A 25183-nucleotide genomic window follows, 5' to 3' on the forward strand; every position below is an offset into this window, starting at 1 on the left:
ATGCGCGTTCTGATCATGGGCAATTCGGGATCGGGCAAGTCGTCGCAAGCCCGCCAGCTGGCTGCGCAGCACCAGTTGATGCACCTCGATCTCGACACCATTTTCTGGGCACCTGGCGAGGTGGCGGTGGCGCGGCCGGCGTATGAAGTGCTGGCCGACCTGTATGCCTTCGTGCGCAGCTATCCCGACTGGGTGGTGGAAGGCTGCTACGGCGACCTGATCGAAAAGGCGCTGCCGTTCTGCACGCAACTGGTGTTCATCAATCCGGGCAAGGACGCCTGCATGGCCAACAATGCGGAGCGGCCGTGGGAGCCGCACAAGTACGCGTCCAGGGAAGAACAGGACAGCATGCTGCCCAACCTGATGAAATGGGTGGGCGAGTACGACGTGCGCGACGACGCCTGCTCGTATGCCTTCCACCGCCGCGTGTACGACGCCTTCCCGGGCGCCAAGCGCGAAGATGCGCCGCTGTCAGGCGACGCCGCCTGACCAGCGCGTGATCAGGCCGGCGCCGGGTCGTCGCCGAACACCGCCGCCAGGCCGGGCGCGTCCAGGCTGCGCTCGACCCACTGTTCCAGTTCCGCCTGCGTGGCCTGGCCGATGCGTTGCGTGGCCGTTTGCGGAAGATCGCCGAAACGCTTGTGCAACAGGGTGCCGAGCACGCTGCGCAGTGCGCTGACCCGCCCTTCAAGCTTGCCTTCCGCAGCCCCTTTTTCCAGTCCTTCAGCCCTGGCCTTTTCCGCCAGCGCGAGTCCCTTCTGAAAGCCGATATCTTCAAATTCTTCGGCCCAGGTTGCAAATTTACGTTCCATGTCAGCCCCCTTCTCTACACTGTCAAGCGCGAACGATTCCGGTTCGCCGCGCCGTTGCGCGAGGTGATTTATCCATTGCGCGACCGAGCGCCGCAGGCTTTCCTGGGGCGTGTCGTTGAACCAGGTAAGCAGCGCCGGGAAAATCATGTTTTTGACCTCGGATGCGCTTGAAAGTTCCAGCCGAAACAGCAGCGCCAGCAGGGTGCTGTTCGCTTCCAGCACCGCCCGGTCCATGCGCTGCTGGTCGATCAGCACATAGCGCTGGAATGGCTGGAACGGCGCCAGTTCGGCAGGCGCTTCCATCAGCAGCGTGGCCAGGTCGGTGCTGGCGCTCCAGCGCGGCACACCGTTGTAGAACACCAGCGGCAGCACCGGTGGCAGCAGCAAAGAAGGCGGCAATTGATGCTGCTTGATCAGGTTCTGGCACAACAAGCCGACATAGTTCTGCATGCGCAGCGCCATCCAGCGGTCCACGCCGGACTGGAATTCGAGCAGGATATACACGTACAGGGTTTGTTCGCCGATCCGCACGCGCCAGACGATGTCGTTCTGGCGCGCCGCCATGCGCTCGCTCACGTACACCGGATCGACCGGCTCGAAGCAGGACAGCGCCACATCGTCGAACAGCGTGAAGGGCGTAAAGTGCGTGACCAGTTCGCGCACCAGCTCAGGGTGGGCAAACAGTGAACGGTAACCGAGGTCGTGATAAGCGGGCATGGGGCATTCCAGCCACCGCCACCGCCCCGGGTTTGCGCTGTATCAGTCGTGCGCGAGACTCGGTTGACGCGTGTTACTGCGCCCCGGCGCGCCAGCCGCCGCCCAGCGCGCGGTACAGCGCCACCATATTGTTCACCTGGTTCTGGCGCAGGGTCACCGCGTTGAGCTCGACCTGGTACAGATTGCGCTGCGCATCGAGCACTTCCAGATACGAGGCATAGCCGGCCTGATAGCGGTCTTTGGCAAAGTCCAGCGTGCGCGTGAGGATGTCGCGGCGCTTCTGCGCGTGTTCCATCTGGGTTTGCAGGCGCGTCACGCCAGCGAGGGCGTTTTCGACTTCGCTGAAGGCTGTCAGCACCACACCGCGGTAGGCAAACGCCGCCTGGTCGCGCTGCGCGGTGGCCGCATCGACCTGCGCAGTCAGGCGCCCGGCGGAGAAGACCGGCGCCAGCACGCTGCCGCCCAGGGTCCACAAGGTCACCGGATCGTAATCGCGCCCGTTGGTAAACAGGCTGCCGAATTTGGCGCTGATGGTCACGTGCGGCAAAAAATCGGCGCGCCGCAGCGCCAGATTGGCGTCGCTCGCGGCCAGCAGCAACTGGCCCTGCGCAATGTCGGGCCGGCGCGCCAGCAGGCTGGACGGAATCGACGCCGGCGCAGGCAGCACCGGCAAGTCCTGGAAGTGCCGTTCGCGCAGCACCGCGCCGGGCAGCTCGCCGGTGAGCACGCGCAGCGCGTTTTCCTGGCGGCGGATGGCCAGTTCCAGTTCAGGAATCGCTTGCAGCACCGTTTCGTTTTCGTTTTGCGCCTGGGTCAGTTGCAGCTGCGAGGTGTAGCCCACGCGCGCCTGGTCGGACGCGAGGCGCAGCGCTTCGGCGCGCGAGGCCGCCGTCCCTTTGGTGATCTGCAACTGGGCGTCCAGCGCCAGCAAACCGACGTACGCCTGCGCCGTGCTGGCCGCCACCGACAGCGCCACGCCATCGCGTTCGGCCTGGCTGGCCTGGTACTGCAGCGAGGCCGCGCGCGACTGCTCGCGCAGGCGGCCGAACAGGTCGAGCTCCCAGCTTGCCTGCAGTTCCGGTTGCAGCGAGCGCGAATTGACCAGGCCCGCACCGGCCGGCGCGCGTGCGGAAGCCGCGCCCAGCACCGCGTTCACGGCCGGCAGCGCCGCCGAATCGGCCACGGTGACAAGCGCGCGCGCCTGGTCGACGCGGGCCACGGCGGCCAGCACGCTGGTGTTGTGCGCCAGCGCCGCTTCCACCAGCGCGGTAAGCGCCGGATCGCCAAAGGCGCGCCACCATTGCGGATCGACCGCGGCTGACCCGGCCGGGCCGTCGCGCCACGCATCGGGCACCGTCACTTTAGAGAGCGGCGGCGCGGGACGCAGGGCCGGCATGCAGGCAGTCAGGCCGCAGGCCACGCCGGTGGCGAGGAAGACGCGGCGCCTCACGGCTGCTGCTCCGCCGCGCCGACGGTATCGACCTTGACGATCACCGACATGCCGGGCCGCAGGCGCTTGGCCAGTTCCTGGTTCGCATCGATGGCAATGCGCACCGGCAGTCGCTGGACCACTTTGGTGAAATTGCCGCTGGCGTTATCGGCGCGCAGCACGGAAAATTCGGAACCGGTGGCCGGCGCGATCTGTTCGATATGCCCTGTCAAGACAGCACCGTTGAACGCATCCACCGTGAACGTGGCGCGCTGGCCGATGCGCATTTTCCAGGTCTGGTTTTCCTTGAAGTTGGCCACGATCCACATGCTGTCGGGCACCAGAAACAGCAGTTGCGAGCCGGCCGTGACGTACTGCCCCAGGCGCACCGACGCTTCGCTCACCTGGCCGTCGCGCGGGGCCTTGACCACCGTATTCGATAAATCGATCTTGGCCAGCGCCAGCTGCGCTTCGGCCGTCTTGACCTGCGCTTCCAGGCCCCCGCGCGAGACGGTGGTGGCCTTGACGGTTTCTTCGGCGATCGCGATATCGGCCTTGGCCTTGAGCACATTGGCGCCGGCCAGCTGGGTCGTCATGCGCACGCGGTCGCGCTCATTGAGCGATACCGATCCCTTGGCCGCCAGTTCCTCGACCCGTCCCAGTTCCGCGCTGGCGCGATTGCGCTCGGCCTGCACCGCCACCAGGGTAGCGCGCGCGGCGCCGCCACGGGCGCGGTTTTGGGCCTGGGTCTGGGTGAAGTTATCGAGTGCGGCGATGGCGCCGTCGCGCTGGGCCTCGGCCTGCTCCACGCGCGCCTTGTAGATGCGGTCGTCGATGCGCAGCAGCGGCGCGCCGGCTTTGACGAACTGGAAATCCTTGACCAGCACTTCGGCCACGTAGCCATTGACCTGCGGCGCAAGCACCGTGATCTGGCCACGCACGTAGCCGTTGTCGGTCTGGACCAGGGTGCTGTTGAAAGGGCCGAGGCGCCATGCCCACATGATCAGCACGATGCCGACCAGCGCGACGAACGCCATCAGCACCACGGTCCACAGCTTGGGCTTGATGTACTTGGGTGGAGGTGCGGGAGCGACCGGCACGGCGGCCGGCGGGATCGGCGCGGCGGTGTTGCTGGAGTCGCCCGGTACTGGCGGATTGGCCTCGTCGGCGGGAGTGTCGACAGCGCGTTCGCTGCTCGAAGGAGGAAGTGGATTGCTCATATTTTTATCTGGCAGGTGCCTGGTTGAGTAAGGCTGCGGCTTCGCGCTTTTGGCGGCGCGCGAGGCGCACCGCGTTGATCAGCGACCAGCCGAGGAAGAGGATGGCGATCACGCCGCTCAGGGCGAAGACATCGTTGAAGGCGAGGACATTGGCCTCGCGCCGGCTGATTTGCGCGAGCTGGCCCACGCCCTGGGCGGCGCGCAGGGCCGGGTCGGTGTTGACGCCCTGGTAGACCTGCTGCTGCAGGCGCAGGCGCTGCGCGACGACCGGGTCGGCCGGGTTGAGCTGGGCGTTGATCTCGGTCGAATGCACATGCTCGCGGTGCAGCTGGTAGGTACTGAGCGCGGCGGCGCCGGTAAAGCCGCCCAGGCTTTGCGTCATCGCCAGCATGACCACGAAAGTGACCACGTGGTCGGCGCCGAATTTGAGCGCCTGCATGATGCCGATCATGATCATCGGCCCCATGAACATGCCCGCGCCCAGCGCCACCAGGAACTGGCTCACAAAGAAGTCGTGCGGGCGATCGAGGCTGGTGCGGCCGTAATCGAGCCAGGCGGCCACGCCGAACAGCAGGATCGACAACAGGATCTGCGGGATCACGGTCTTGGGACTGAAGGTGATCGAACTGGCGACCATGCCAATGATCGTCCCGGCCAGGATGACCGCGAACAGCGGCTGCATCTGGTCCGGGCCCATGCCCAGGGTGCGCAGCAGGCCGACCGCGCCGTAAGTCTGCTCGGACGTCAAAAAGCGGATCAAAAACGCCCCGATCATGAAGCGGATGGTGGGACCCATCATCAGCCAGCGCGTCTGGATCAGCGGATTGGCGCGGTGGTGCTCGATGAACAGCGCGATCGTCAACAGCAGCACGGCGGCGATCAGGAGGTAGGCCAGCCAGGGCGTATCGAACCACCAGCGCGTGAAGCCCTGCGCCAGCACCGCGACAATCATGGCCACCGCCGGCGCCACCAGCGCGAAGGTGAGGAAGTCGAGTGGCTCGATCACCTTGATGTGAATCCCCGGCGGCAGCTTGAGCACCACCACCGCGGCCAGCGAGCAGAGGGCAAGACCCGCTTCGAACAGGTACAGGTTGTGCCACTGGCCCATGTCGAGCAGGGCCGGCGACATCAGCCAGGCCAGCGGCGTGGCAATCTGCGCGATACCCACCCCGAGCACCAGCATCTTGCCGGTATATTTTTTGGGCGCGGCCTGCAGCATGTAGAGCATGGCCAGGGTACTGGTGGTGGCGGCGGCCAGGCCGCTGGCGGCGCGCACCAGGATCGCCATCTCGAAGCCGCCGACGATCAGGTGCAGCAGGGTGACGAAGGCGTACAGCGACAGGCCGATTTCGGCGAACAGGCGCAGGCCATACTGCTGGCGGAACTTGAACACCATCAGGTTCGACGTCACGTTGACCATGATGTAGGCGGCCGGCAGCCAGGCCGCTTCGGCCGGGGTCAGGCCCAGGGTGCCCTGGATGGCCGGCAGGTTGGCCGACACCAGCGCATTGCCCAGGCCCCCAGTAATGCCGACCAGCAGCGCCACGCAGGCGTAGGCAAAGCGGATGTGGGGCGGATGCCAGGGCATCGACGCCGAACCCGGCATGGTCGGTTTTTCGTGCTCTTCCCAGGCGGGAGTCGGTTTCAGGTACTGTGGCGCTGCTGCCATGCTGGCGGACTCCGGGCGACGGGCCGGCGATGTCGAGCGCATCGGCTCTGGGATTGATAATGGGAAAATTATAAGATAAATTGCCAGCCGCTGTAGCGCGCCGGTCCGGCAAGCGTGCGGGACGAAAAAAAAGCGCGTCCGGAGACGCGCTTTTTCATCCGGTCTGCGCCGGGCCCAAGGGGCTTATGCAGCCAGGCGCTTCTCGAGCGTGGCTTTGGTCTCCACCAATTCTTGCGGCAGGTGATAGGCCAGCTTCTCGAACAGCTCGTTGTGCAGCTTGAGCTCTTCGTTGAAAGCTTCCTTGTCGATCGAGGTGATGGTGTCGAACTGCTCCTGCGTGAAGTCGATGCCGTCCCAGTTCAGGTCGGCGAACTCAGGGGTCGTGCCGAACACGTTCTCGGTGCCGCCCGCCTTGCCTTCGATGCGTTCCAGCATCCACTTGAGCACGCGCATGTTGTCGCCGAAGCCAGGCCAGACGAACTTGCCCTCGGCATCGGTACGGAACCAGTTCACGCAGTAGATCTTCGGCAGCGCGGCCGGGTTCATGGCTTCGATCTTCTTGCCCATGCCCAGCCAGTGCTGGAAGTAGTCGCTCATGTTGTAGCCGATGAACGGCAGCATCGCGAACGGGTCGCGGCGCACGATGCCCATCTGGCCGGCGGCGGCGGCGGTGGTTTCGGAGCCCATGGTCGCGGCCATGTACACGCCTTCGACCCAGTTGCGCGCTTCGGTTACCAGCGGCACGGTGGTGGAACGGCGGCCACCGAAGATGAAGGCCGAAATCGGCACGCCCGCAGGATCGTCCCAGGCGGCGTCGATCACCGGGTTCTGGGTCGCGGCCACCGTGAAGCGCGCGTTCGGATGCGCGGCCTTGGTGCCGGACGCCGGGGTCCAGTCCTTGCCCTGCCAGTCGATCAGGTGCGACGGCGCTTCCTTGGTCAGGCCTTCCCACCAGACATCGCCATCGTCGGTCAGCGCGACGTTGGTGAAGATGGTGTTCTCGGTCATCGAGGCCATGCAGTTCGAGTTGGTGCGGGTGTTGGTGCCCGGCGCCACGCCGAAGTAGCCGGCTTCCGGATTGATCGCGTACAGGCGGCCATCGGCGCCCGGCTTGATCCAGGCGATGTCGTCGCCGATGGTGGTCACTTTCCAGCCGCCGAAGCTCGCCGGCGGGATCAGCATGGCGAAGTTGGTCTTGCCGCAGGCCGATGGGAAGGCCGCCGCGACGTAGTGCTTCTTGCCTTCTGGCGACTCAACGCCGAGGATCAGCATGTGTTCGGCCAGCCAGCCGGTGCCGCCGGCCTGGGCTTCCTGGTGGCCCATGTTCGAGGCGATGCGCAGCGCGAAGCACTTCTTGCCCAGCAGCGCGTTGCCGCCGTAGCCGGAACCGTAGGACCAGATTTCGCGGGTTTCAGGGTAGTGAACGATGTATTTGGTCGGGTTGCATGGCCATGCCACGTCTTTCTGGCCGGCGGCCAGCGGTGCGCCGACGGTATGCACGCAGGGGACGAACTCGCCGTCCGCGCCCAGCACGTCATACACAGCCTTGCCCATGCGCGTCATGATGCGCATGTTGACCGCCACATAAGGCGAGTCGGACAGCTCGACGCCGATGTGGGCGATCGGCGAACCCAGCGGGCCCATCGAGAACGGCACCACGTACAGGGTGCGGCCGGCCATGCAGCCGTCGAACAGGCCGTTCAGGGTGGTGCGCATTTCCGCAGGGGCCATCCAGTTGTTGGTCGGGCCGGCCTGCTCTTTGGTGGCCGAGCAGATGTAAGTGCGGTCTTCCACGCGCGCCACGTCGGTTGGATCGGAACACGCCAGATAGGAATTCGGACGCTTTTCAGGGTTCAGCTTCTTCATCGTGCCGGCCGCCACCATCTCGGCGCACAGGCGGTCGTACTCGTCTTGCGAGCCGTCGCACCAGACAATGCGGGCCGGCTTCGTCAGGGCAGCAATTTCACTGACCCAATTGATAAGCTTTTGATGTTTGATGTAAGCTGGGACGTTCAGTGTAGCAACGCCACCCATCACGGGCTGATTCATAGTACCTCCAATGCCAATAAGAATTCTTTCTTGTCCCGGCACGGCAGGATCGTCGTCAGCGTTTCAGCTTGCGCTCAAGAATCCATTCGCTAAGAAAGGTTCGGCGATACGGCGGTCATGTCGACAACCTCGATGACGGCGAGGCTGGTGGAACGGTAGTGCGGGGACTTGCGGGGGGCCGGAAAACGAGGCCACGCACGCGGACAAATCCCGAAATTAGGGGGCGATTGTACACCCGCTATTACCGCTTTTAAATGCTAAAAGGCCAAAAATGTAGGAATAATAGTTGACCAATGTAGTAGGCTATTTCGAATATTCCGTATCCTGTTATTTACCTACGAAGATTTATTTAACTTCTGCCATCTCCCATGAAAATAGCTATTCTCGATGATTTCCAGGACTCGGTGCGCCAGCTCGACTGCTTCAAGCTGCTCGACGGTCACGATGTCAAAATATTTAACAGTTCGGCCCGGGGCGCGGGGCAATTGGGCATCCGCCTGGCGCCCTTCGAGGCGCTGGTGCTGATTCGCGAACGCACGGCGTTTCCGGCTGGATTGCTGGAAAAACTGCCGAACCTCAAGCTCATTTCGCAGACCGGCAAGCTGGCCGGGCATGTGGACGTGGCCGCCGCCACCGCGCGCGGGGTGGCGATTGCCGAAGGCGTCGGCTCACCGGTGGCGCCGGCCGAGCTGACCTGGGCGCTGATCATGGCGGCCAGCCGCAAGATCGTGCCTTACGCGAATAATCTGAAAGACGGGCTGTGGCAAACGGCCTCGGTCAACCCGCTTCTTAACGGCCTGGGGCGTACGCTCAAGGGCCGGACGCTGGCCATCTGGAGCTACGGCAAAATCGGACGTATGATCGCCGGCTACGGCAAGGCCTTCGGCATGCAGGTCCTGGTCTGGGGTGGCGAGGCCAGCCGCGCAGCGGCGGTGGCCGATGGCTTCGAGGCGGCGCCCACCCGCGAAGCATTCTTCGAACGCGCCGACGTGCTGAGCCTGCACTTGCGGCTGGCCGACGGCACCCGTGGCATCGTCACTGCCGAGGACCTGGCGCGCATGAAGCCCGATGCGCTGTTCGTCAACACCAGCCGCGCCGAGCTGGTGGCAGCGGATGCGCTGGAAACGGCCCTGCGGCTGGGGCGGCCGGGCAATGCGGCCATCGACGTGTTCACCAGCGAGCCGCTGGCGCCGGACGCGCCGCTGCTGCGCATTCCGACCGTGCTGGCAACGCCGCATATCGGCTATGTGGAGAAAGATAGTTACGAGCTGTATTTCCGCACCGCGTTCGAAAATGTACTGAACTTTGCGAACGGCGCGCCATCCAATATTTTGAACCCGGACGCGTTGCAAAAGAAGTAGCGCCAGGGTCAGCCCCCCGGCTTTTCCAAGGGGTCAGACCCCGGTTTTTCTGTTGGGGGTCTGACCCCGGTGTCGCAGGTCGCGCCGCAGGGAGGTGTCTCAGGTGCCCGGTATAACCCTGCCGCCCGCTACGACGGCTCGCGCAGCCTGCGTTCACCGGTAATATCGATCGGCGGTGCCGGCACGACATGCGCGCGTGTCCACAGGCCGGCCCAGCCAGGCGGCCAGCCGAGCGCCGGTCCATCGTAGGCTGGCAAGCTGGCGCGCACGGGAATAACCGGCACCGGCGGTGCATCCTGCAAACCGCCCGTGTCGGAGCGCTCCATGTTCAGGCTGTACATATAGCCAGGCAGCAGGAGCTCGCACGCGCCTTCAAACCACGCGGTGTGGTCTTCGTCGCGGCCGAGCGCCTGGGCCAGGCCTTGCGGGTCGAAACGGGCCAGCGCGGTAACGAGCTCATCGGTTGTGGCGCCGGGGGAATCGCCCCAGCCCATCACCGGGTTGACGTTGTAGTCGGCGCCGGAGCCGTACCAGCCCTCGCGCCAGGGGCGCTGCATCCAGTCGCGCTGGCCGGTGAACAAATGCCAGCGCCAGTGCAGGCCCGAGGGCTTGGGCCAGGCGTAGAGATAGAGTTTTTCGTAGCCGGCCTGGTGCAGTGCGCGCACCATCGCCATCAGGCGCGCGTGCGGCATGCGGTCGGGCGGTGCGCGCCGGAACAGGATCGCTTCGCCATCGGCGTGCTGCACGTCGTCGGTCGACAGGTTCAGGTCGAGCGTGCGCGCTTCGCTGCCGAAGCGTGCGGAGATCCAGCCGGTCAGCAGGTTGACGTGCGTGATGACGCCATAGCCACGATGGCGATGGAAAATAACGGTTCCTGGGGCAAGGGCTTTCATGGCTTTTTGAGGGACAAAAAAATGAGTGGACTCATGCGCAGACATCGATTCTAACGCACTGGCAAGATGCGCGTTCTGGTTTGCACGCTTCGACATCGCCGACCTTACACGTTATCATACGGCACCTTCTCTTTACGAATTCCAGATCACTATGAGCTTGCGCATCATCGCCACCGGCGGCACCTTCGATAAACATTATGATGAACTGACCGGTAAGCTCGGCTTTGCGGAAAGCCATCTGCCAGCGGTGCTGGCGCGTACCCGCATGACAGTTCCCGTTGAGCTGGAGCAGCTTCCCCTGCTCGACTCGCTCGACATGCAGGACGCCGACCGCGCGCGCGTGCTGGCCAGTTGCCAGGCGGCGCCGGAGAAGGCGATTGTGATCGTGCACGGCACCGATACCATGCCGGAAACGGCGGCCGTGCTTGGCGCTGCCGCGCTCGGGAAAAGCATTGTGTTGACTGGTGCAATGATTCCGTACGAAATTGCGAATTCGGATGCGCTGTTCAACCTCGGCTGCGCGAGTGCCGCCGCGCAAATCTTGCCGCCGGGTGTGTATGTGGCGATGAACGGACAGATTTTTACGTGGGATAACGTGACCAAGAATCGCGCGGCGGGAGTGTTTCAGCCGTTGTGAAAACGTCGGCGGCGCTTGACGGCCGAAGCCGACTTCCCGCCCAGGCGCGAATCCAAGTTATTTCGGTGGTGCCTGCAACTACAGATCGAACTTGGGTTCCCGCCTGCGCACTTACTTAGCGTTAACGGCATGTCGAACGGCTACAGTGAGCGGCTCGACTTTCCGTGCCGGTTACGCCTTCGCTTCGCCACCCAGCGCTTCCACCACTTCGCTCATCATCTTGGCCAGTTCGCCAGTCATGAGCATCATGTCGTTGTCGAAGCGCTCTTCATCGTTGCGCGTGCTGGTATCGCTTTCCTTGATCACGTCGAGCGGCTTGATGCCCTTGATCGCCAGCGACTCGGTCAGCACGAACGAAATCTTGTCGTCCCACGTCATCGCCAAGCGCGTGCACTGCTTGCCTGCCGCGATGTGACGGCGGATATCGTCCACTTCCAGCGCATGCTTGACGTAACGTACGGCCGCCTTGCTCTCGCCAGTGGCGCGCAGTTCGGTATCCTGGTCGATCGTAAAACCCACCGGCGCTTCGTCGGTTTCCAGCCAGGCCGTCATGACAGCCACCGGCGAGCGCTGCACGCGCAGGCTTTCCAGCGGCATGCGGTCGACCGCTTTGAGCAGCAGCTTGATGACTTCGTCCGCCTTGGCCGGACTGGCCGCATCGACCACCAGCCAGCCATTGACCGGATCGATCCAGGTGAAGGTGTTGCTGCGGATGCTGAAAGCGCGCGGCAACAATTCATCGGCCACCCGTTCCTTGAGTTCCTTCATGGCTTTCTTGCCCGGCGCGAAGCCCTGGGCTTCTTCCAGTTCGGCCGCCTTGGCCTTGGCCACCTGGTTGATCACCGACGATGGCAGCAGCTTCTTTTCGGTGCCCAGCAGGATCAGCATCTGCTTGTTGACGGTGTGCACCAGCATGCCGTTGTTGCGCGGCGAATCCCAGCCCTGGCGCAGCAATTCGTTACTGGTGGCCGGAACAAAACTCATGGGCGCCAGCGCCGCTTCGAGTTGCTCAGGAGTGAATGCCCATGGTGCGGGGAGACGGTAAATCTGAAGATTCTTGAACCACATTGTGCTTTACCTTGTTTGAGTCAGTATTTACAGCGGGGTGAAGCAGGAAGGCGCGCAAAACCGCTCTCACTTCCTGCGTAACGGCCTGTTCATTGAGCGAATGTCGTTGACGTCAGCGCTGTCGAGCCGCCGTCGAACTTCAAACCGTCGATGCTTTTTTGGCAGGACTTGCGTCGTCCGCGACAAATCATCTGTGCGAAGGGAACGACATTTTACACGTCCGCATCGGCGAACAGGCTTAACTGTTCGAGGTTTTCGGCCTCGCCCAGGCGGACTCCGACGCCCAGCAAGCGCACAGGCTGCTTGCCGCGCGCGTAGCCGGTTTCCATCAGTCTGGCGTATTGCCCCACGTGTGGCGCGGTGCCAACACATTCCACCGTGGTCTGGTGAAAGTCGGAAAATTTAAGCTTCACGAATAATTTTTGCACGCTTTTCTGGGCCCCGGCGCGGGCGATGCGCGCGTTCAGGTTGTCGAACAGTTCCGGCAGCAGGGCGATGCAGGCCGGCAGGTCGGGCACGTCCGGCGTGTAGGTCTCCTCGACGCTGACCGACTTGCGCTCGCGCTCGTTGCACACGGAGCGGTTGTCGATGCCACGGCACAAGTCATGCAGGCGGGTGCCGAAGCTGCCGAAGTGATGTTGCAGTTCGAGCATGGTCCAGCTGCGCAGGTCGGCGCAGGTTTGCGCGCCCAGGTTGTTCAGCTTGGCGGCGGTGACCTTGCCGACGCCGTGCAGTTTTTTGACCGGCAAGGCGGCCACGAACGCGTCGACCTCGTCCGGACGCACCAGGCACAGGCCGTCGGGCTTGTTCCAGTCGCTGGCGATCTTGGCCACGAACTTGTTGGGCGCCACGCCGGCCGAGGCGGTGATCCCGACCGTGTCAAAAATGCGCTTGCGGATTTCCTGCGCAATCAGGGTGGCGCTGCCTTTGCAGTGCGGCGAGTCGGACACGTCGAGATAGGCTTCGTCGAGCGAGAGCGGCTCGATCAGGTCGGTGTAGTCGCCGTAGATGGCCAGGATCTGGCGCGAGGCGATGCGGTATTTTTCCATGGCCGGTGCAATGACCACGAGCTCGGGACACAGCTTCATGGCCTGGGCGGTGGCCATGGCCGAGTGGATGCCGTAGCGCCGCGCTTCGTAGTTGCAGGTCGCCACCACGCCGCGCTGGCCCGGCTGGCCGCCGACGGCCAGCGGCACCTCGCGCAGGGCGGGATTGTCGCGCATTTCGACGGCTGCGTAGAAGCAGTCGCAGTCGCAATGGATGATTTTTCGGGCTGGGGCGTTCACGCGGGTCGCTGTGCCCGGCTGGGGGCAACTACTGTCATTGCATACAGTATTCACTGAAATGGGATTTGTTGCAAGCCGGAAGGCCGCGTCGTCTGCGCCGCTGACGCAGACGACGCGAAAGGTCAGCTCAGATGGCTGCGGATCATCGCCAGCGTACTATCGGCAAAATCGTCCACATGCACCTTGGCAGCGCGGTATTTCCAGCGCTTGATGTACCAGTCCTGGAACATCGCCACGATGTGCGCCGCCAGCAAGTCCGGCTTGCCGCTCGGCACCGGCTGGAGCTGGCCGATCATGTCCGCAATCTCGGCCTGGATCGACAACTCCGAATTTTTCGCCATGCCGCGCTGCTCGAAACTGAGCACGCGCGAATCCATGTACACGAAGTAAAACCACGGCTGCAGGATTTCGGACAGGTAAATCGTGGCGCGCACCAGCGATTCCAGCCTTTCCAGCGGCGCCTGCACGTGCAGGAACATGCGCGGCAATTCCTGGCTGGCATGCCGCACCACATCCTCGATCATTTCCGCCAGTTGATCCTTGCTGTCGATGTAGCCGTACAGCCCGCCCATCGACAAACCGGTCTCGCGGCACAGGTCGCGCAAGCTCATGGCGCGAAAGCCGACTTCGTTGGCCAGGCGGAAGGTGGCGCCGAAAATGCGTTCCATGTTTTCCAGCGCCGGCTTGCGGCGCTTGACGCCGATCCGCTCGGCGTGACGGTCGACAAGGTAGGCCCAGATGGTGTCGCCATTGAGCGGCGTCATCTTTTCAAACTGGGCGAAGTCGAAGCGGGTGGACACCAGCGTTTCCATAGTTGCGTCTAGCGCTAGAGTTGGTTTCGGGAATGATTATAGCTCGTTAAAACCACAGATAAATTCAAAGCACAAAACAAGGCCTCCGTATGCTGCACTGCGCGATGCTTTCCGCATACGCCAGTGCTACATTCAAAAAACCGAGCGCTCGCTCTAATTCATAAAACAGCCTAAGCAGGGGCGTTTGCCGGTAGCCGGAGGAATGTGCAGCTTGAACTGCGCAACTCCGGTTCCAGTAGTTCATTTCATACAAAAACCATCAATGGAGACAACAATGATGAATCGCTTTTGGCAGTGCCTGTCCGTTTTTCTCATCGCCATCCTCGTCGTTCCCGCCCCGGCCCTGGCTGCGGGCTACACGCAAACCAAGTATCCCATCGTGCTGGTGCACGGCCTGTTCGGCTTCGAAAAGCTGGGCCCGGTCGAGTACTTCTACGGCATCCCCTCGGCCCTGCGCAGCGGCGGGGCCAAAGTCTATACCGTCACCGTCTCGGGCGCCAACAGTACCGAAGTACGCGGCGAACAACTGCTCTCGCAAGTGAAACAAATCATGGCCGCCACCGGCGCCGCCAAGGTCAATCTGATCGGCCACAGCCACGGCGGGCCGACCGTGCGCTACGTTGCTTCGGTAGCACCCAACCTGGTCGCCTCGGCCAGCTCGGTAGCCGGTGTGAACAAAGGTTCGAAGATCGCCGACATCCTGACCGGCAACGCGCCGGAAGTGGGCAATGCGCTGGCCAACGCCGTGGCCGCGCTGATGGACTTCCTCACCGGCCGTTCCGGCTTGCCGCGGGATGGCGCGGCCGCACTCGCCTCGCTCAGCACGGCCGGCGCGGCCGCCTTCAACAAGCGCCATCCGCAAGGCGTGCCGACCAGCGCCTGCGGCGAAGGGGCCAACCATGTCAACGGCGTGTATTATTTTTCGTGGAGCGGGGCCCAGCCCTACACCAATGTGTTCGATGCGATCGACCCGTTCATGGCGCTCACCGGCGCGGCGTTCGGCGGCAAGAACGATGGCCTGGTCAGCAGCTGCTCGAGCCGCCTGGGACGGGTGATCCGCGACGACTATGCCATGAACCACCTCGATGAAGTGAACCAGTTCATCGGCATCGTGAACCTGTTCGAAACCAGTCCGGTGACGGTCTTCCGTCAGCAAGCGAACCGCCTGCAGGCGCTCGGTCTGTAAGGAGGCTGCCATGACCGCACGCATGCAATGGAAGAGGATCGGGGCCGGCACGCTGGTGGCCGCTTTGCTGGTGGCCGCTTATCCGAGGCCGGAGGTGGCCGCCGTCGCGGCGGCGCCGCCGCCCACATCGGACCCGTTTGCGTTCGTGCGGTCGATGGAAGGCACCAGGCCGGACGGCGATGTGCGCCTGGGCGCCGATGGCCAGCTGGTGATCGACGCCGAACTGGGACATCTGTTCGACTACTACCTCGCCGGGCTGGGCGAGAAGGATTTGCAGGCCATCCGCGCCGAGATCGAGCGCGAGATCGAGCGCCGCTTCGCGCCCGCTCCGGCGGCGCAAGCCAAGCGCTTGCTGGCCAGCTATCTCGATTACAAGCGGGCGCTGGCCGATGCCGAGAAGACCTTGGCGCCGCAGGCCGACCTGGCCACATCGGCACGCGCGCGCCTGGCGCTCAAGCAGCGTTTGCGGCCGCAGTTTTTCAGCGCCAGCGAGGCGGCGGGGCTGTTCGGCGCCAGCGATGCGTACGACGCCGATGCGCTGGCGCGGCTCGACATCGAGCAGGATGGCGCCCTCACGCCGGTCCAGCGCGAACAGCGGATGGCGGCACTGGACCAGCGCATGCCGGCCGCGCTGCGCGCAGACCGCGAGGCGCCAACCAAAGTGATCCGGATGGAAGCGTCGGTGCAGAAGCTGCGCGAGCAGGGTGCGGGCGACGACGAGGTGTATCGCTTGCGGGCGGCGGCGTTTTCGCCGGAAGCGGCCGGCCGGCTGGCCGATCTGGATCGCGAAGAGGCGGCGTGGAAGGGACGCATCAAGACGTATCTGGCGCAGAAGGCGGCAGTGGGAGCGGGCTCGGAAGCGGTGCTGCAGCAGGTGCGCGATCAGCATTTTTCGGCTGATGAACAGCGTAGGCTGGGGGCGTATGAGTAGGTAGGGGCTTTCCTGCGCAAGCGATTGGCAGAGAGACGACGGCGTCCTTCAAACCGCAGCGCTCATCGCCGTCTTCCCCGCGAAGGCGGTTTCGAATTTGGTGGCCAGTAAGGCGAACAGGCGGATATGAAAAAAGGGGACGACCAGCAAGCCGGTCGTCCCCTGTTTCATGCAGCGGCCAGGCCGCCGCAGTCACTTACATTACCACGACAGTTTCAGCGAGTATGCGCCGCTGGTGGCGCCCGTGCCGCCGCTGTAGTACTTCACGCGGACGTAACGGGTGGTGGTGGTGGTGCCGGTGTTGGCGGTGCTCAGGCTGTCGGCTACGCCGGCGCCGTTTTCACTGAGCGCCACTTGCGAACCCGTCGCGTTGTAGGCATACAGATCGTAGTCGGCGCTGCTGCTGCCGATCGTCATTGCCGCCGACAGGGTTTTACCCGCTGGCAGTTGAACAGCGAAGTAGTCGGAGTCGGTGCTCGAACCCATATTGCCCTTGACGACCGTGCCGCTGACCGTCACCGCATTCGCCGACGCGGTCGTGTTGTTCGCTTCCGCTTCGTTGATGGTGGTTCCCGCCGGTGGCGTGGTGCCGCCGCCGCCAGCCGACTGCACGGCCGCCAGCGCATCGACGATCCCGGTGCCGCAGCTGTTGCAGGTTGCCGGGAAGGCGCGTGCGGTCGACTTCAGCTTGCTTTCGATGTCATCCGGCGTCAGCGCCGGATTTTTCGACAGCATCAGCGCGGCAACGCCAGCCACGTGCGGGGTCGCCATCGAGGTACCGGCGTAGTTGGCGTAGTTATCCGCGCCAGGTGCGTTGGTGCCGGCGTTCAGGGTCGACAGGATCAGGCCGCCGGTGTCGCCACCAGGCGCCGCCACGTCGATCAGGGTGCCGTAGTTCGAGTACGAAGCGCGGCCGCCATCCTTCTTGGTTGCGGCAATCGCCACCACGCCCGAGCAGTTCGCCGGGCTCGAGCCACTCACGTTCACGTTGTCGTTACCAGCGGCGACAATGACCACGGTGCCGCGCGAACGGGCGCCGTTGATGGCGTTCTGGGTGGTGGTGTCGCAAGCGCCACCGCCGCCGAGCGACATGTTGATCACGCGCGCCTTGTTGGCATTGGCCGGCACGCCGGAGACGGTGCCGCCCGATGCCCAGGTGATCGCATCGGCGATGTCGGAGGTGTAGCCGCCGCATTTGCCCAGTACGCGCAGCGGCAGGACCTTGGCATTGAACGCCACGCCGGCTACGCCGACGCCGTTGTTGGTCTTGGCGGCGATGGTACCGGCCACGTGGGTGCCGTGCCAGCTCGAATTCTGGCTCTGCACCGGACGGCCGCCGCCGCACTCGCCGGCGGCGACCGCGTCGCCCGGATCGCTGGCGTCGGCGTCGCGGCCGTTGCCATCGTTGGCGATCTTGGTGTCGGTGATGAAGTCATAGCCGCCGACGAACTGGCCGGACAGGTCGGCGTGCGGACGAAAGCCCGTGTCGAGGACAGCGACGACAACGCCGGTGCCGGTCGAGATGTCCCAGGCGGCAGGCAGGCGCAGGCCGCCGGTGGTGTCGCCGTAGTGCCACTGCTCCGCGTAACGCGGATCGTTCGGGGTGAACAGCGGATGCATGATGCGGTCGGGCTCAGCGTACTCGATGCTGGCATCGCGCTCCATCAGGTCCTTGGCGATGGCAGCGACGTCCTTGACATCCATCTTTTTGTCGAGCTTGAGAATCTGGGCGCCGTTGGCGGTGGTGTGCAGCGCTTGCATGGTCAGGCCAAACTGCTGGCCCGAACGCTGGACGATCGCCAGACGGTCCTTGCCAGCTGCCATCAGGGAGGCGCCCGGCACGACGGGGCCGGTTTCCTTGTACTTGACGATCATGCGGTCGGTGGTCGTCGCCGCCGGGGCGATCTTCGCGTTCGATTCGATATCGAGCACGCTGGCGTGGGCGAATACCGGGCCGACCGTGATGACGGCAGCTGCGCAGAAGGTCAAAAAGGATGGGTACTTCGATTGCGAATGCTTCATTGTCGTTCCTTAAGTTTTCCGATGAACATTTTATAAAGGATAGGTGGCAGCGCGTGGCCGTCGCCTTCCCATTGTCTCCACGTTGTTCTGCAACGTAGCCCCGCCTTTTGTTAGCGAGCGTTGTACATTACTGTGATTCATGTCGATTTTTGGAAATTTCCAACTGGATTCGGCTGTTTCGCAACACAAAAAGCCAAAAATTTTTCCGCGAGCAAAGTTAATTTGGCAATAGTTGCGTTTTTCCAAATGCAAATTCGTTCATTTTTGTCCATTTCTGAACATTCGACTGCTAATTGTCTAAAAATGAACAGTTTTTGATAAGCAATGAACATTGCAACCCGGGTGGAAGTCGAGATCGGATGAATGATTCAGAACAATTTCCTGTGCTACCGTGAATATGCTGTAGACCGTCGGAATCTGCCGAAAGTTCATGCGGCCTCTGTCACGCGAGCATGGTTTCGTTGCTACTAATCAAGGTGTAGAGACTCTGTCGAAAATCTGCCCGGAATTCGGCGCAGCAGAGCGTATTTCACTCTGTCAGAGAGGGCAGCTTGTGGGAAAAAGCCTGGCGTTAACGTATAAAGTCGTCAATGATCGCGGCATGCAGTCTGACGTGCAGGCACGACGTTGGCTTACTCCGCCTAGGTCAGCAATCTGACAGGCGGCGACGGTATAATCCTACGAACTTAGGACGACTCCTAAACCGTTTGACGAAAAAAAGCCGCGATCGCGCGCGGCTTTTTTGTCACACAGACAAACTGTATTAGAAGTTGCCTTTGAACTGCATGCCCCACAGACGCGGCTCGTTGGTGAAGCCGGTCAGGTTGTTGAAGTCGATGCCGCCGACAATGCGCTCGGTGCCGGTGATGTTGCGGCCGTACGCGGCCACTTCATACTTGCCGCTGTCCCAGGTGTAGCCGACGCGCAGGCCGCCTTCCACCAGCGGCTTGCCGGTGAATTCCTTCGCTTCGTACAGGAAGAAATTGATCTTGCTGCGGTAGGCCCAGTCGGTGAACACGAACAGTTGGCCTTCGCCCAGCTCCATCGAGTAACGCGCGGTGGCGTTGAGGATCCATTTCGGCGCCTGCGGCAACGGGTTGCCGTCGATGACGACGCGGCCGGCGGCGTTGAGCGGATCGGTAATGGTGCACTGCGCGCACTTGTTGACCGAAATGCTGCCATCGCGGATTTCAGTGAAGTTGTAGCTGCCGCCCGCCGACACCTTGAAGTTGGTGGTGACGAAACCTTCAAAGTCCAGCTCGGCGCCACGGCCGTTGGTCTTGGCCGCATTGATCAGGCGGTTGACGTTCGAGTTGCCGCCGACTACGGTCAGCTGCTGGTTCTTGACCTGGTAGTCGTACACGCTCAAGGCCACGCGCGCGCGGCGGTTCCACAGGTCGGCTTTCACGCCCGCTTCCACCGAGGTGATGGTTTCGGCGTCGGCCACGGTGATCGGTACCGCAGCCGAGGCCGCCGCGATACTCGGCGCACGGAAGCCGGTCGCCACGCGGGCGTACACGTTGACATCCTTGTTCAGCTTGTAGGTGCCGCTCAGGTCCCAGTTGGCCTTGTTGCTGCTCTCGCCCACCGAACCAGGGCCGATCTGCGCCACGTTCCACGCCGTGACGGTGTTGAAATCCTTCTTGTCGCTGGTGTAGCGCAAGCCGCCGCGCACGTTGAAGGCATCGCTGACCACGTAGTTGAGCGAGCCGAACGCCGCCCAGGCGGTGTTCTTCTGGTGGCTTACCAGGCGCGAGGTTTGCGCGCCGCTGGTGCTGTTGTAGTTGTCGGTCGAGCCAGTGGCGTCTTCGTTGAAGTAGTACAGGCCGGCCTGCCAGTTCATCGGGCCGCTGTTCTTCGATTCGACGCGCACTTCCTGGCTGTATTGCTTGACGTCGCCGATGCCGCCGGCGGTTTCTACCTGGAACGGGATCACGCCCGGGCCGCTCGGCACGCCGCCGTCGATGTCGCCGCGGCTCAGGTAGTGGTCCACGCCTTCGTAGCCGGTGATCGAGTACAGCTTGACCGCACCCAGGTCCCACGACAGGCGCACGTTGGCGCCGTTGGTGCGCAGGGCCTGGAAGTTCAGGCCGTTGTTGGCGATCTTGTCGGCGTCAAAACCGTCGACCAGTTCGTTCGTGCCTTTTTTGATGATATTCGCGCGGAACAAACGCGAGCTGCCCGTGGTCGAACGCTGGTGCACATTGAACAGGGCATTGAAGGTCGTGTTCGGCTTGTACAGCACTTGCAGGCGTTCGGCGTGCTCGTTGTAGCCTTCGAGCGCGTCTTCCTGGCCGGTAAAGGTGTTGTCGACGAAGCCGTCGCGGTGCTGGCGCAGGGTCGAGAAGCGCGCCGCCCATTCTTTACTCAGCGGAATATTCACGGCGCCGTCGACATTGACCGTGTTGTGGGTCGCAACGGAAGCGTTGTAGTAGCCGCCGAAGCTGTCGAGCTTCGGTTTTTCGGATTCGAACTTGACCACGCCAGCCGGGGTGTTGCGGCCGAACAGGGTGCCCTGCGGGCCGCGCAATACTTCCACGCCGGCCAGGTCGAAAATCGGGTAGCCCTTCAGGATCGGGTTCTCTTGCACCACGTCGTCGTAGATCAGCGAAACCGGTTGCGAGGCGAAGGTGTTGAAGTCGGTGTTACCGTAGCCGCGGATGTAAAAGCGCGGGAAGGTGCGGCCGTTCGACGATTCCACGTTCAGGCTCGGCACTTTGCCGGCCAGCACGCGAATGTCCTGTCCACCAGAAACGAGCACGTCGAGCTTTTCATCCTTGAGCAGGGTGACGGAGACCGGCACTTCCTTGATGTTCTCGGTACGGCGCTGCGCGGTCACGGTGACGGTTTGCAGTTCCGGCGCGGCCTGGGCCTGGGCCATGGCCGAGGCGATCGGCAGCAGTGCCGTCAGGGCCAGCACGGCGCCGTGGGCGCCGATAACGCGCTTGTGCATCTTGGACATCTTGATCATTCGAGTTCCCTGGAAAAAGTTGATGAAGCGTACGACGAAGGTAATCCTGTCTCCTGCTTTTGCTCTTTTTCTGGACGTACTCGCATGCTGCCAAGGCGCGGCGATGGACGCCGTCGGCACCGCATCTTGTCGATGTCTGTGTTGCCGACTTTATAAAGCCGGTATTTTCTGCCATCACTGATGTGAATGGCAAGGACGTTCACGGTCCGCGTGATCTTAACGCAACATTTTTTGCAATAAACCACTGTTCGCCGGGTTCATTCTCTATCCGCGCACCAAGATTGTGCAGCGGGATCGTGGTGGCGATGCCCGGTAAATACCGGCAATCCGGCGCGCGTCGCGTGCTACCGATGCGCCGGCGCCTCCACCAGGATGGCGCGAAAATCGTTGACGTTGGTGCGCGTCGGCCCGGTGACGACCAGGTCGCCCAGCGCGTCGAAAAAGCCGTAGCCATCGTTGTCGCGCAACAGCGCCGCCGCATCGACGCCGGCCAGCGCGGCGCGCGCCAGCGAATCGGGAGCGAGCAGCGCGCCGGCGTTGTTCTCGCTGCCGTCGATGCCGTCGGTATCGCAGGCAATCGCATGCACGCCGGCCATGCCCTTGAGCGCGACGGCCAGCGCCAGCAGGAATTCGGCGTTGCGCCCGCCGCGCCCCTGACCGCGCACGGTGACGGTAGTTTCGCCGCCCGACAAAATCACGCACGGCGCGGCCAGCGGCTGCCCGTAGCCCGCTACCTGCCGCGCAATGCCGGCGTGGACAATCGCCACTTCGCGCGCCTCGCCCTCCATGCACCCGCTCAGGATCAGCGGCGTGTAGCCTGCCGTGCGCGCCGCCTCGGCGGCGGCATCGAGCGCCTGCTGGGCGCTGGCGATGACCACCGCCCGGTTGCCGCGCAGGCGCACATCATCCAACGCCGGTGCGGCCAGCGTGGCATCGTCCAGCACCGCGCGCACCGCCGGCGGCACCGCGATGCCGTACTTTGCGAGCAGCGCCAGCGCATCGGCCGCGCAACTGCCATCGGGGATGGTCGGCCCGGACGCCACCACCGCCGGATCGTCGCCCGGCACATCCGACACCACCAGCGTAATCACTCGCGCCGGATGGCAGGCCAGCGCCAGGCGAGCGCCCTTGATCGCGGACAGATGCCGGCGTACGCAATTGATCTCGCCGATCGGCGCGCCGCTGGCCAGCAGGCGGCGCGTCAGTTCGCGTTTGTCGTCCAGCGTGATGCCGGGCGCCGGCAGCGACAGCAGCGCCGAACCGCCGCCCGACATCAGGCATAGCACCAGGTCGTCCTCGTTCAGGCCGCGCACCAGCGCCAGCATGCGCTGCGCCGCCGTGGTGCTGGCCTGGTCCGGCACCGGATGGCCCGCTTCGATCACCTCGATCTGGCGGGTCGGCGCGCCATGGCCGTAGCGCGTGACCACCAGGCCATTGATCTCGCCCTCCCAGTGCTGCTCCACCGCCTGCGCCATGCGCGCGGCCGCCTTGCCGGCGCCGATGACGATGGTGCGTCCTTTGGGCGGCTCGGGCAGGTGCCGCGCCAGCACCGCCAGCGGGTCGACTGCGGCCAGCGCACTGTGGAACATATGCATAAGTAGAGCGTGCGGCGCGCTTGCTGGGTTCATCCCGGTCCTCGGTAAAATGGGTCGTAGCGCCAGCGCAAAAGAGCTATCCTTTTTCGCGCCGGCCGGCCTATGATACTGACACAAAAATACCCTCCAGGAGCGTTCGTGCCTTCCCAAAAAATCCCCGCCATCCTCACCGCGCTGATGATCGCCATGACCAGTACCCTCCCCGCCTTTGCCGCCGACAGCGCGGCGCCGCCCGTCGCCGCCAAGGCCGCGTGGCAGGAAACGCGCCACGGCGAGGTCGTCACCGACGACTACCGCTGGCTGCAAATGAAGGAAGACCCCAAGGTCATCGCCTATCTTGACGCCGAAAACGCCTACACCGAAGCGATGACGGCCACGATCGCGCCACTGGCCGACAAGCTGTTCGCCGAAATCAAGGGCCGCATGCAGGAAGTGGACCTGTCGGTCCCGGCGCGCACCGGAAAATACTACTACTACACGCGCTTCGAAGCGGGCAAGCAGTACCCGATCAACTGCCGCCGCCTGGCCGGCGCCAACCTCGCCTACGACGACAAGGCGCCTGAAGAAATCCTGCTGAACCAGAACGAGATGGCCGAAGGCCAGAAGTTCTTCGCCGTCGCCGGCACCTTTGTCAGCCCCGACGACGCGCTGATGGTATACCTGACCGACACCACGGGCTTTCGCCAGTACGCGCTGCACGTCAAGGACCTCAAGACCGGCAAGCTGCTGCCCGACAGCGCGCAGCGCGTCACTTCGGTAGCCTGGGCGGCGGACAACAAGACCGTCTTCTTCGTGCAGGAAGACGCCACCACCAAACGCTCCGACCGGGTGTTCCGCATGACGCTCGGCAGCGCGCCGGTCGAGGTGTATCACGAGCCTGTGGAGCAGTTCAGCGTGCAGGTCGAAGCCTCGCGCGACGGCAAATTCATCATGCTCGACATGAATGCGACCGACACCAGCGAAACGCGCATGCTGGCGGCCGACAAGCCGCAGGGCGCATTCCGCCCGGTGCTGGGACGCGAAAAAGGCCATCGCTACGGCATCGAACACCGCAACGGCGAGTTGTTCATCACGACCAACAAGGATGCGAAAAACTTCCGCCTGGTGCGCGCGCCCCTGGCCACGCCCGGTCCCAGGTTCTGGAAAGAGCTGGTCAGGCACGACAAGGCGGTGATGGTGCGCGAAGTCGACGCCTTCCGCGACTTCCTGGTGGTGATGGAAAAATCGAATGCGCTCAACCGCGCGCGCATCTACAACTTCAAGAACAAATCGTGGAAGACGGTGCAGTTCGACGATCCGGTCTACATGGCCACGCGCACGCGCACGCCCGCCTACGACGCCACCAGCTACCGCATGGCCTACCAGTCGCCGGTGACGCCGCCGACGGTGCTCGATGTGGACATGGCCAGCGGCGCGCGCACGGTCCTCAAGCGGGTCGAGGTGGTGGGCGGCTACGATGCCAGCCGTTTTGAGAGCCGCCGCCTGTGGGTCACCGCGCGCGACGGCGCCAAAGTGCCGCTGTCGGCGGTCTACAAGAAAGGCGTGAAATTCGACGGCAGCGCGCCGATGCTGCTCACGTCTTACGGTTCGTACGGGATTCCGACGGAAGCGAATTTTTCGCTCGGGCGTCTGAGCCTGCTCGAACGCGGCGTGATCGTGGTGCAGGCGCACATCCGCGGCGGCACCGACATGGGCCAGGCCTGGCACGATGACGGCATGCTGATGAAAAAGAAGAACACCTTCAACGACTTCATCGACGCCGCCGACTTCCTGGTCAAGGAAAAATGGACCAGCCCGAGCCACCTGATCATCCAGGGCGGCAGCGCCGGCGGCCTGCTGATGGGCGCCGTGGCCAACATGCGCCCGGAGCTGTTCCGCGGCGTGCATGCGGCCGTGCCGTTCGTCGACGTGATGAACACCATGATGGACGCCACCCTGCCCCTGACCACCGGCGAGTATCTGGAATGGGGCAACCCGACCGAAAAAGCGGCCTACGACTACATGCGCAGCTATTCGCCGTACGATAACATCGAGCGCAAGGCCTATCCGGCCATGCTGGTGACCACGGGCCTGAACGACAGCCAGGTGATGTACTGGGAGCCGGCCAAGTACGTCGCCAAGCTGCGCGCGCACAAGACCGACAGCAATGACCTGCTGCTCAAGACGAACATGGGCGCCGGCCACGGTGGCGCGTCCGGGCGTTACAACGCGGTCAAGGAAAGCGCCTTCAACATGGCGTGGATGCTGTCGCAGTGGGGCATCAAGGAGTAAGCGGCCGGCCGGCGATGGGAACGGAAGCGGGGGTAAAAGCGGGGAATTTTGCGGGAATTTTCACTTTTTTCGCAAAAACCCTTGCGCACTTTCCGATCTCTGGCTATGATTCGTGCCTCTTCAGACGTGGTGACAAACGTCGGATGCAGTCTCTGAGGTAAGCGAAGTTTTCGGGTGCTTAGCTCAGTTGGTAGAGCAGCGCCCTTACAAGGCGCGGGTCGGGAGTTCGAGCCTCTCAGCACCCACCACCATCA

At 63.5% G+C, this 25183-nt stretch carries 18 protein-coding genes and 1 tRNA gene; 7 read left to right on the forward strand and 12 right to left on the reverse strand.

What is annotated here, in order from left to right; translation table 11 throughout:
• Nucleotides 1–489, forward strand: coding sequence for a P-loop NTPase family protein (locus F1609_RS24680; RefSeq protein WP_167079310.1), 489 nt, complete (start codon nucleotides 1–3; stop codon nucleotides 487–489).
• A gap of 11 nt (nucleotides 490–500) precedes the next feature.
• On the opposite strand, the gene F1609_RS24685 is transcribed toward F1609_RS24680, so the two are convergent.
• The 5 genes from F1609_RS24685 to F1609_RS24705 all read right to left on the reverse strand — a co-directional run bounded on the left by F1609_RS24685 (nucleotide 501) and on the right by F1609_RS24705 (nucleotide 7896).
• A complete protein-coding gene (locus tag F1609_RS24685) occupies nucleotides 501–1529 on the reverse strand; it encodes an Rpn family recombination-promoting nuclease/putative transposase (protein WP_167079311.1) in 1029 nt (342 codons plus the stop codon).
• Nucleotides 1530–1602: 73 nt separating this feature from the next.
• A complete protein-coding gene (locus F1609_RS24690; protein WP_370661668.1) occupies nucleotides 1603–2979 on the reverse strand; it encodes an efflux transporter outer membrane subunit in 1377 nt (458 codons plus the stop codon).
• A complete protein-coding gene (locus F1609_RS24695; protein ID WP_167079312.1) occupies nucleotides 2976–4178 on the reverse strand; it encodes an HlyD family secretion protein in 1203 nt (400 codons plus the stop codon). The genes F1609_RS24690 and F1609_RS24695 overlap by 4 nt, the downstream gene beginning before the upstream one ends.
• A 4-nt stretch (nucleotides 4179–4182) precedes the next feature.
• Nucleotides 4183–5847: an MFS transporter gene (locus tag F1609_RS24700; protein ID WP_229422040.1), complete on the reverse strand. Its 1665-nt coding sequence runs from the start codon at nucleotides 5845–5847 to the stop codon at nucleotides 4183–4185.
• Between the two features lie 183 nt (nucleotides 5848–6030).
• Entirely contained in the window at nucleotides 6031–7896 is a 1866-nt protein-coding gene (locus F1609_RS24705) for a phosphoenolpyruvate carboxykinase (GTP) (protein WP_167079313.1), read from the reverse strand.
• Between the two features lie 368 nt (nucleotides 7897–8264).
• On the opposite strand from F1609_RS24705, the gene F1609_RS24710 reads away from it, so the two are divergent.
• Nucleotides 8265–9257, forward strand: a complete 993-nt coding sequence (locus F1609_RS24710) for a D-2-hydroxyacid dehydrogenase family protein (RefSeq protein ID WP_167079314.1) — start codon at nucleotides 8265–8267, stop codon at nucleotides 9255–9257.
• A gap of 128 nt (nucleotides 9258–9385) precedes the next feature.
• Here F1609_RS24710 and F1609_RS24715 read toward each other — a convergent pair whose 3' ends face one another.
• Complete coding sequence (locus F1609_RS24715; RefSeq protein ID WP_167079315.1) at nucleotides 9386–10150, reverse strand: L-asparaginase; 765 nt, start codon at nucleotides 10148–10150, stop codon at nucleotides 9386–9388.
• A gap of 151 nt (nucleotides 10151–10301) precedes the next feature.
• Between F1609_RS24715 and F1609_RS24720 the strand changes: the two genes are divergently transcribed.
• The gene (locus F1609_RS24720; RefSeq protein ID WP_126074765.1) at nucleotides 10302–10787 is read left to right on the forward strand and encodes an asparaginase domain-containing protein; all 486 of its coding nucleotides are present in this window, start codon (nucleotides 10302–10304) and stop codon (nucleotides 10785–10787) included.
• A 171-nt stretch (nucleotides 10788–10958) separates the two neighbouring features.
• Here F1609_RS24720 and F1609_RS24725 read toward each other — a convergent pair whose 3' ends face one another.
• The 3 genes from F1609_RS24725 to F1609_RS24735 form a co-directional block, all read right to left on the reverse strand.
• A complete protein-coding gene (locus tag F1609_RS24725) occupies nucleotides 10959–11855 on the reverse strand; it encodes a recombination-associated protein RdgC (protein WP_054265203.1) in 897 nt (298 codons plus the stop codon).
• 212 nt (nucleotides 11856–12067) lie between these two features.
• A complete protein-coding gene (gene dinB, locus F1609_RS24730) occupies nucleotides 12068–13141 on the reverse strand; it encodes a DNA polymerase IV (protein ID WP_167079316.1) in 1074 nt (357 codons plus the stop codon).
• A 122-nt stretch (nucleotides 13142–13263) separates the two neighbouring features.
• On the reverse strand, nucleotides 13264–13953 hold the full coding sequence (locus tag F1609_RS24735; protein ID WP_229422042.1) for a TetR/AcrR family transcriptional regulator: 690 nt from the start codon (nucleotides 13951–13953) through the stop codon (nucleotides 13264–13266).
• A 274-nt stretch (nucleotides 13954–14227) separates the two neighbouring features.
• Here F1609_RS24735 and F1609_RS24740 point away from each other — a divergent pair, with 274 nt between their 5' ends.
• Together F1609_RS24740 and F1609_RS24745 are read left to right on the forward strand one after the other, a co-directional pair.
• Nucleotides 14228–15139 (forward strand): lipase family alpha/beta hydrolase, encoded by a 912-nt coding sequence (locus tag F1609_RS24740; protein WP_167079317.1) that lies wholly within the window; start codon nucleotides 14228–14230, stop codon nucleotides 15137–15139.
• 10 nt (nucleotides 15140–15149) lie between these two features.
• Nucleotides 15150–16070, forward strand: coding sequence for a lipase secretion chaperone (locus F1609_RS24745; protein WP_229422043.1), 921 nt, complete (start codon nucleotides 15150–15152; stop codon nucleotides 16068–16070).
• 201 nt (nucleotides 16071–16271) lie between these two features.
• Here the strand turns inward: F1609_RS24745 and F1609_RS24750 are convergent, their stop codons facing one another.
• The 3 genes from F1609_RS24750 to F1609_RS24760 all read right to left on the reverse strand — a co-directional run bounded on the left by F1609_RS24750 (nucleotide 16272) and on the right by F1609_RS24760 (nucleotide 22691).
• Nucleotides 16272–18092 carry a S8 family peptidase gene (locus F1609_RS24750; RefSeq protein ID WP_167079318.1) on the reverse strand — a complete coding sequence of 607 codons (1821 nt, stop codon included), beginning with the start codon at nucleotides 18090–18092 and terminating at the stop codon, nucleotides 16272–16274.
• 763 nt (nucleotides 18093–18855) lie between these two features.
• The gene (locus tag F1609_RS24755) at nucleotides 18856–21063 is read right to left on the reverse strand and encodes a TonB-dependent receptor (RefSeq protein WP_167079319.1); all 2208 of its coding nucleotides are present in this window, start codon (nucleotides 21061–21063) and stop codon (nucleotides 18856–18858) included.
• Between the two features lie 344 nt (nucleotides 21064–21407).
• Nucleotides 21408–22691, reverse strand: coding sequence for a glycerate kinase type-2 family protein (locus F1609_RS24760; protein ID WP_167079320.1), 1284 nt, complete (start codon nucleotides 22689–22691; stop codon nucleotides 21408–21410).
• Nucleotides 22692–22796: 105 nt separating this feature from the next.
• Here F1609_RS24760 and F1609_RS24765 point away from each other — a divergent pair, with 105 nt between their 5' ends.
• Together F1609_RS24765 and F1609_RS24770 are read left to right on the forward strand one after the other, a co-directional pair.
• Nucleotides 22797–24929 (forward strand): S9 family peptidase, encoded by a 2133-nt coding sequence (locus F1609_RS24765; protein ID WP_370661669.1) that lies wholly within the window; start codon nucleotides 22797–22799, stop codon nucleotides 24927–24929.
• Between the two features lie 172 nt (nucleotides 24930–25101).
• Nucleotides 25102–25177: transfer RNA gene (locus F1609_RS24770), tRNA-Val, on the forward strand.
• The last annotated feature ends 6 nt before the right edge of the window (nucleotides 25178–25183 follow it).

Origin of the sequence: Massilia aquatica (genome assembly GCF_011682045.1) — a bacterium.
In the GTDB taxonomy this organism is placed as follows: domain Bacteria; phylum Pseudomonadota; class Gammaproteobacteria; order Burkholderiales; family Burkholderiaceae_D; genus Telluria_A; species Telluria_A aquatica.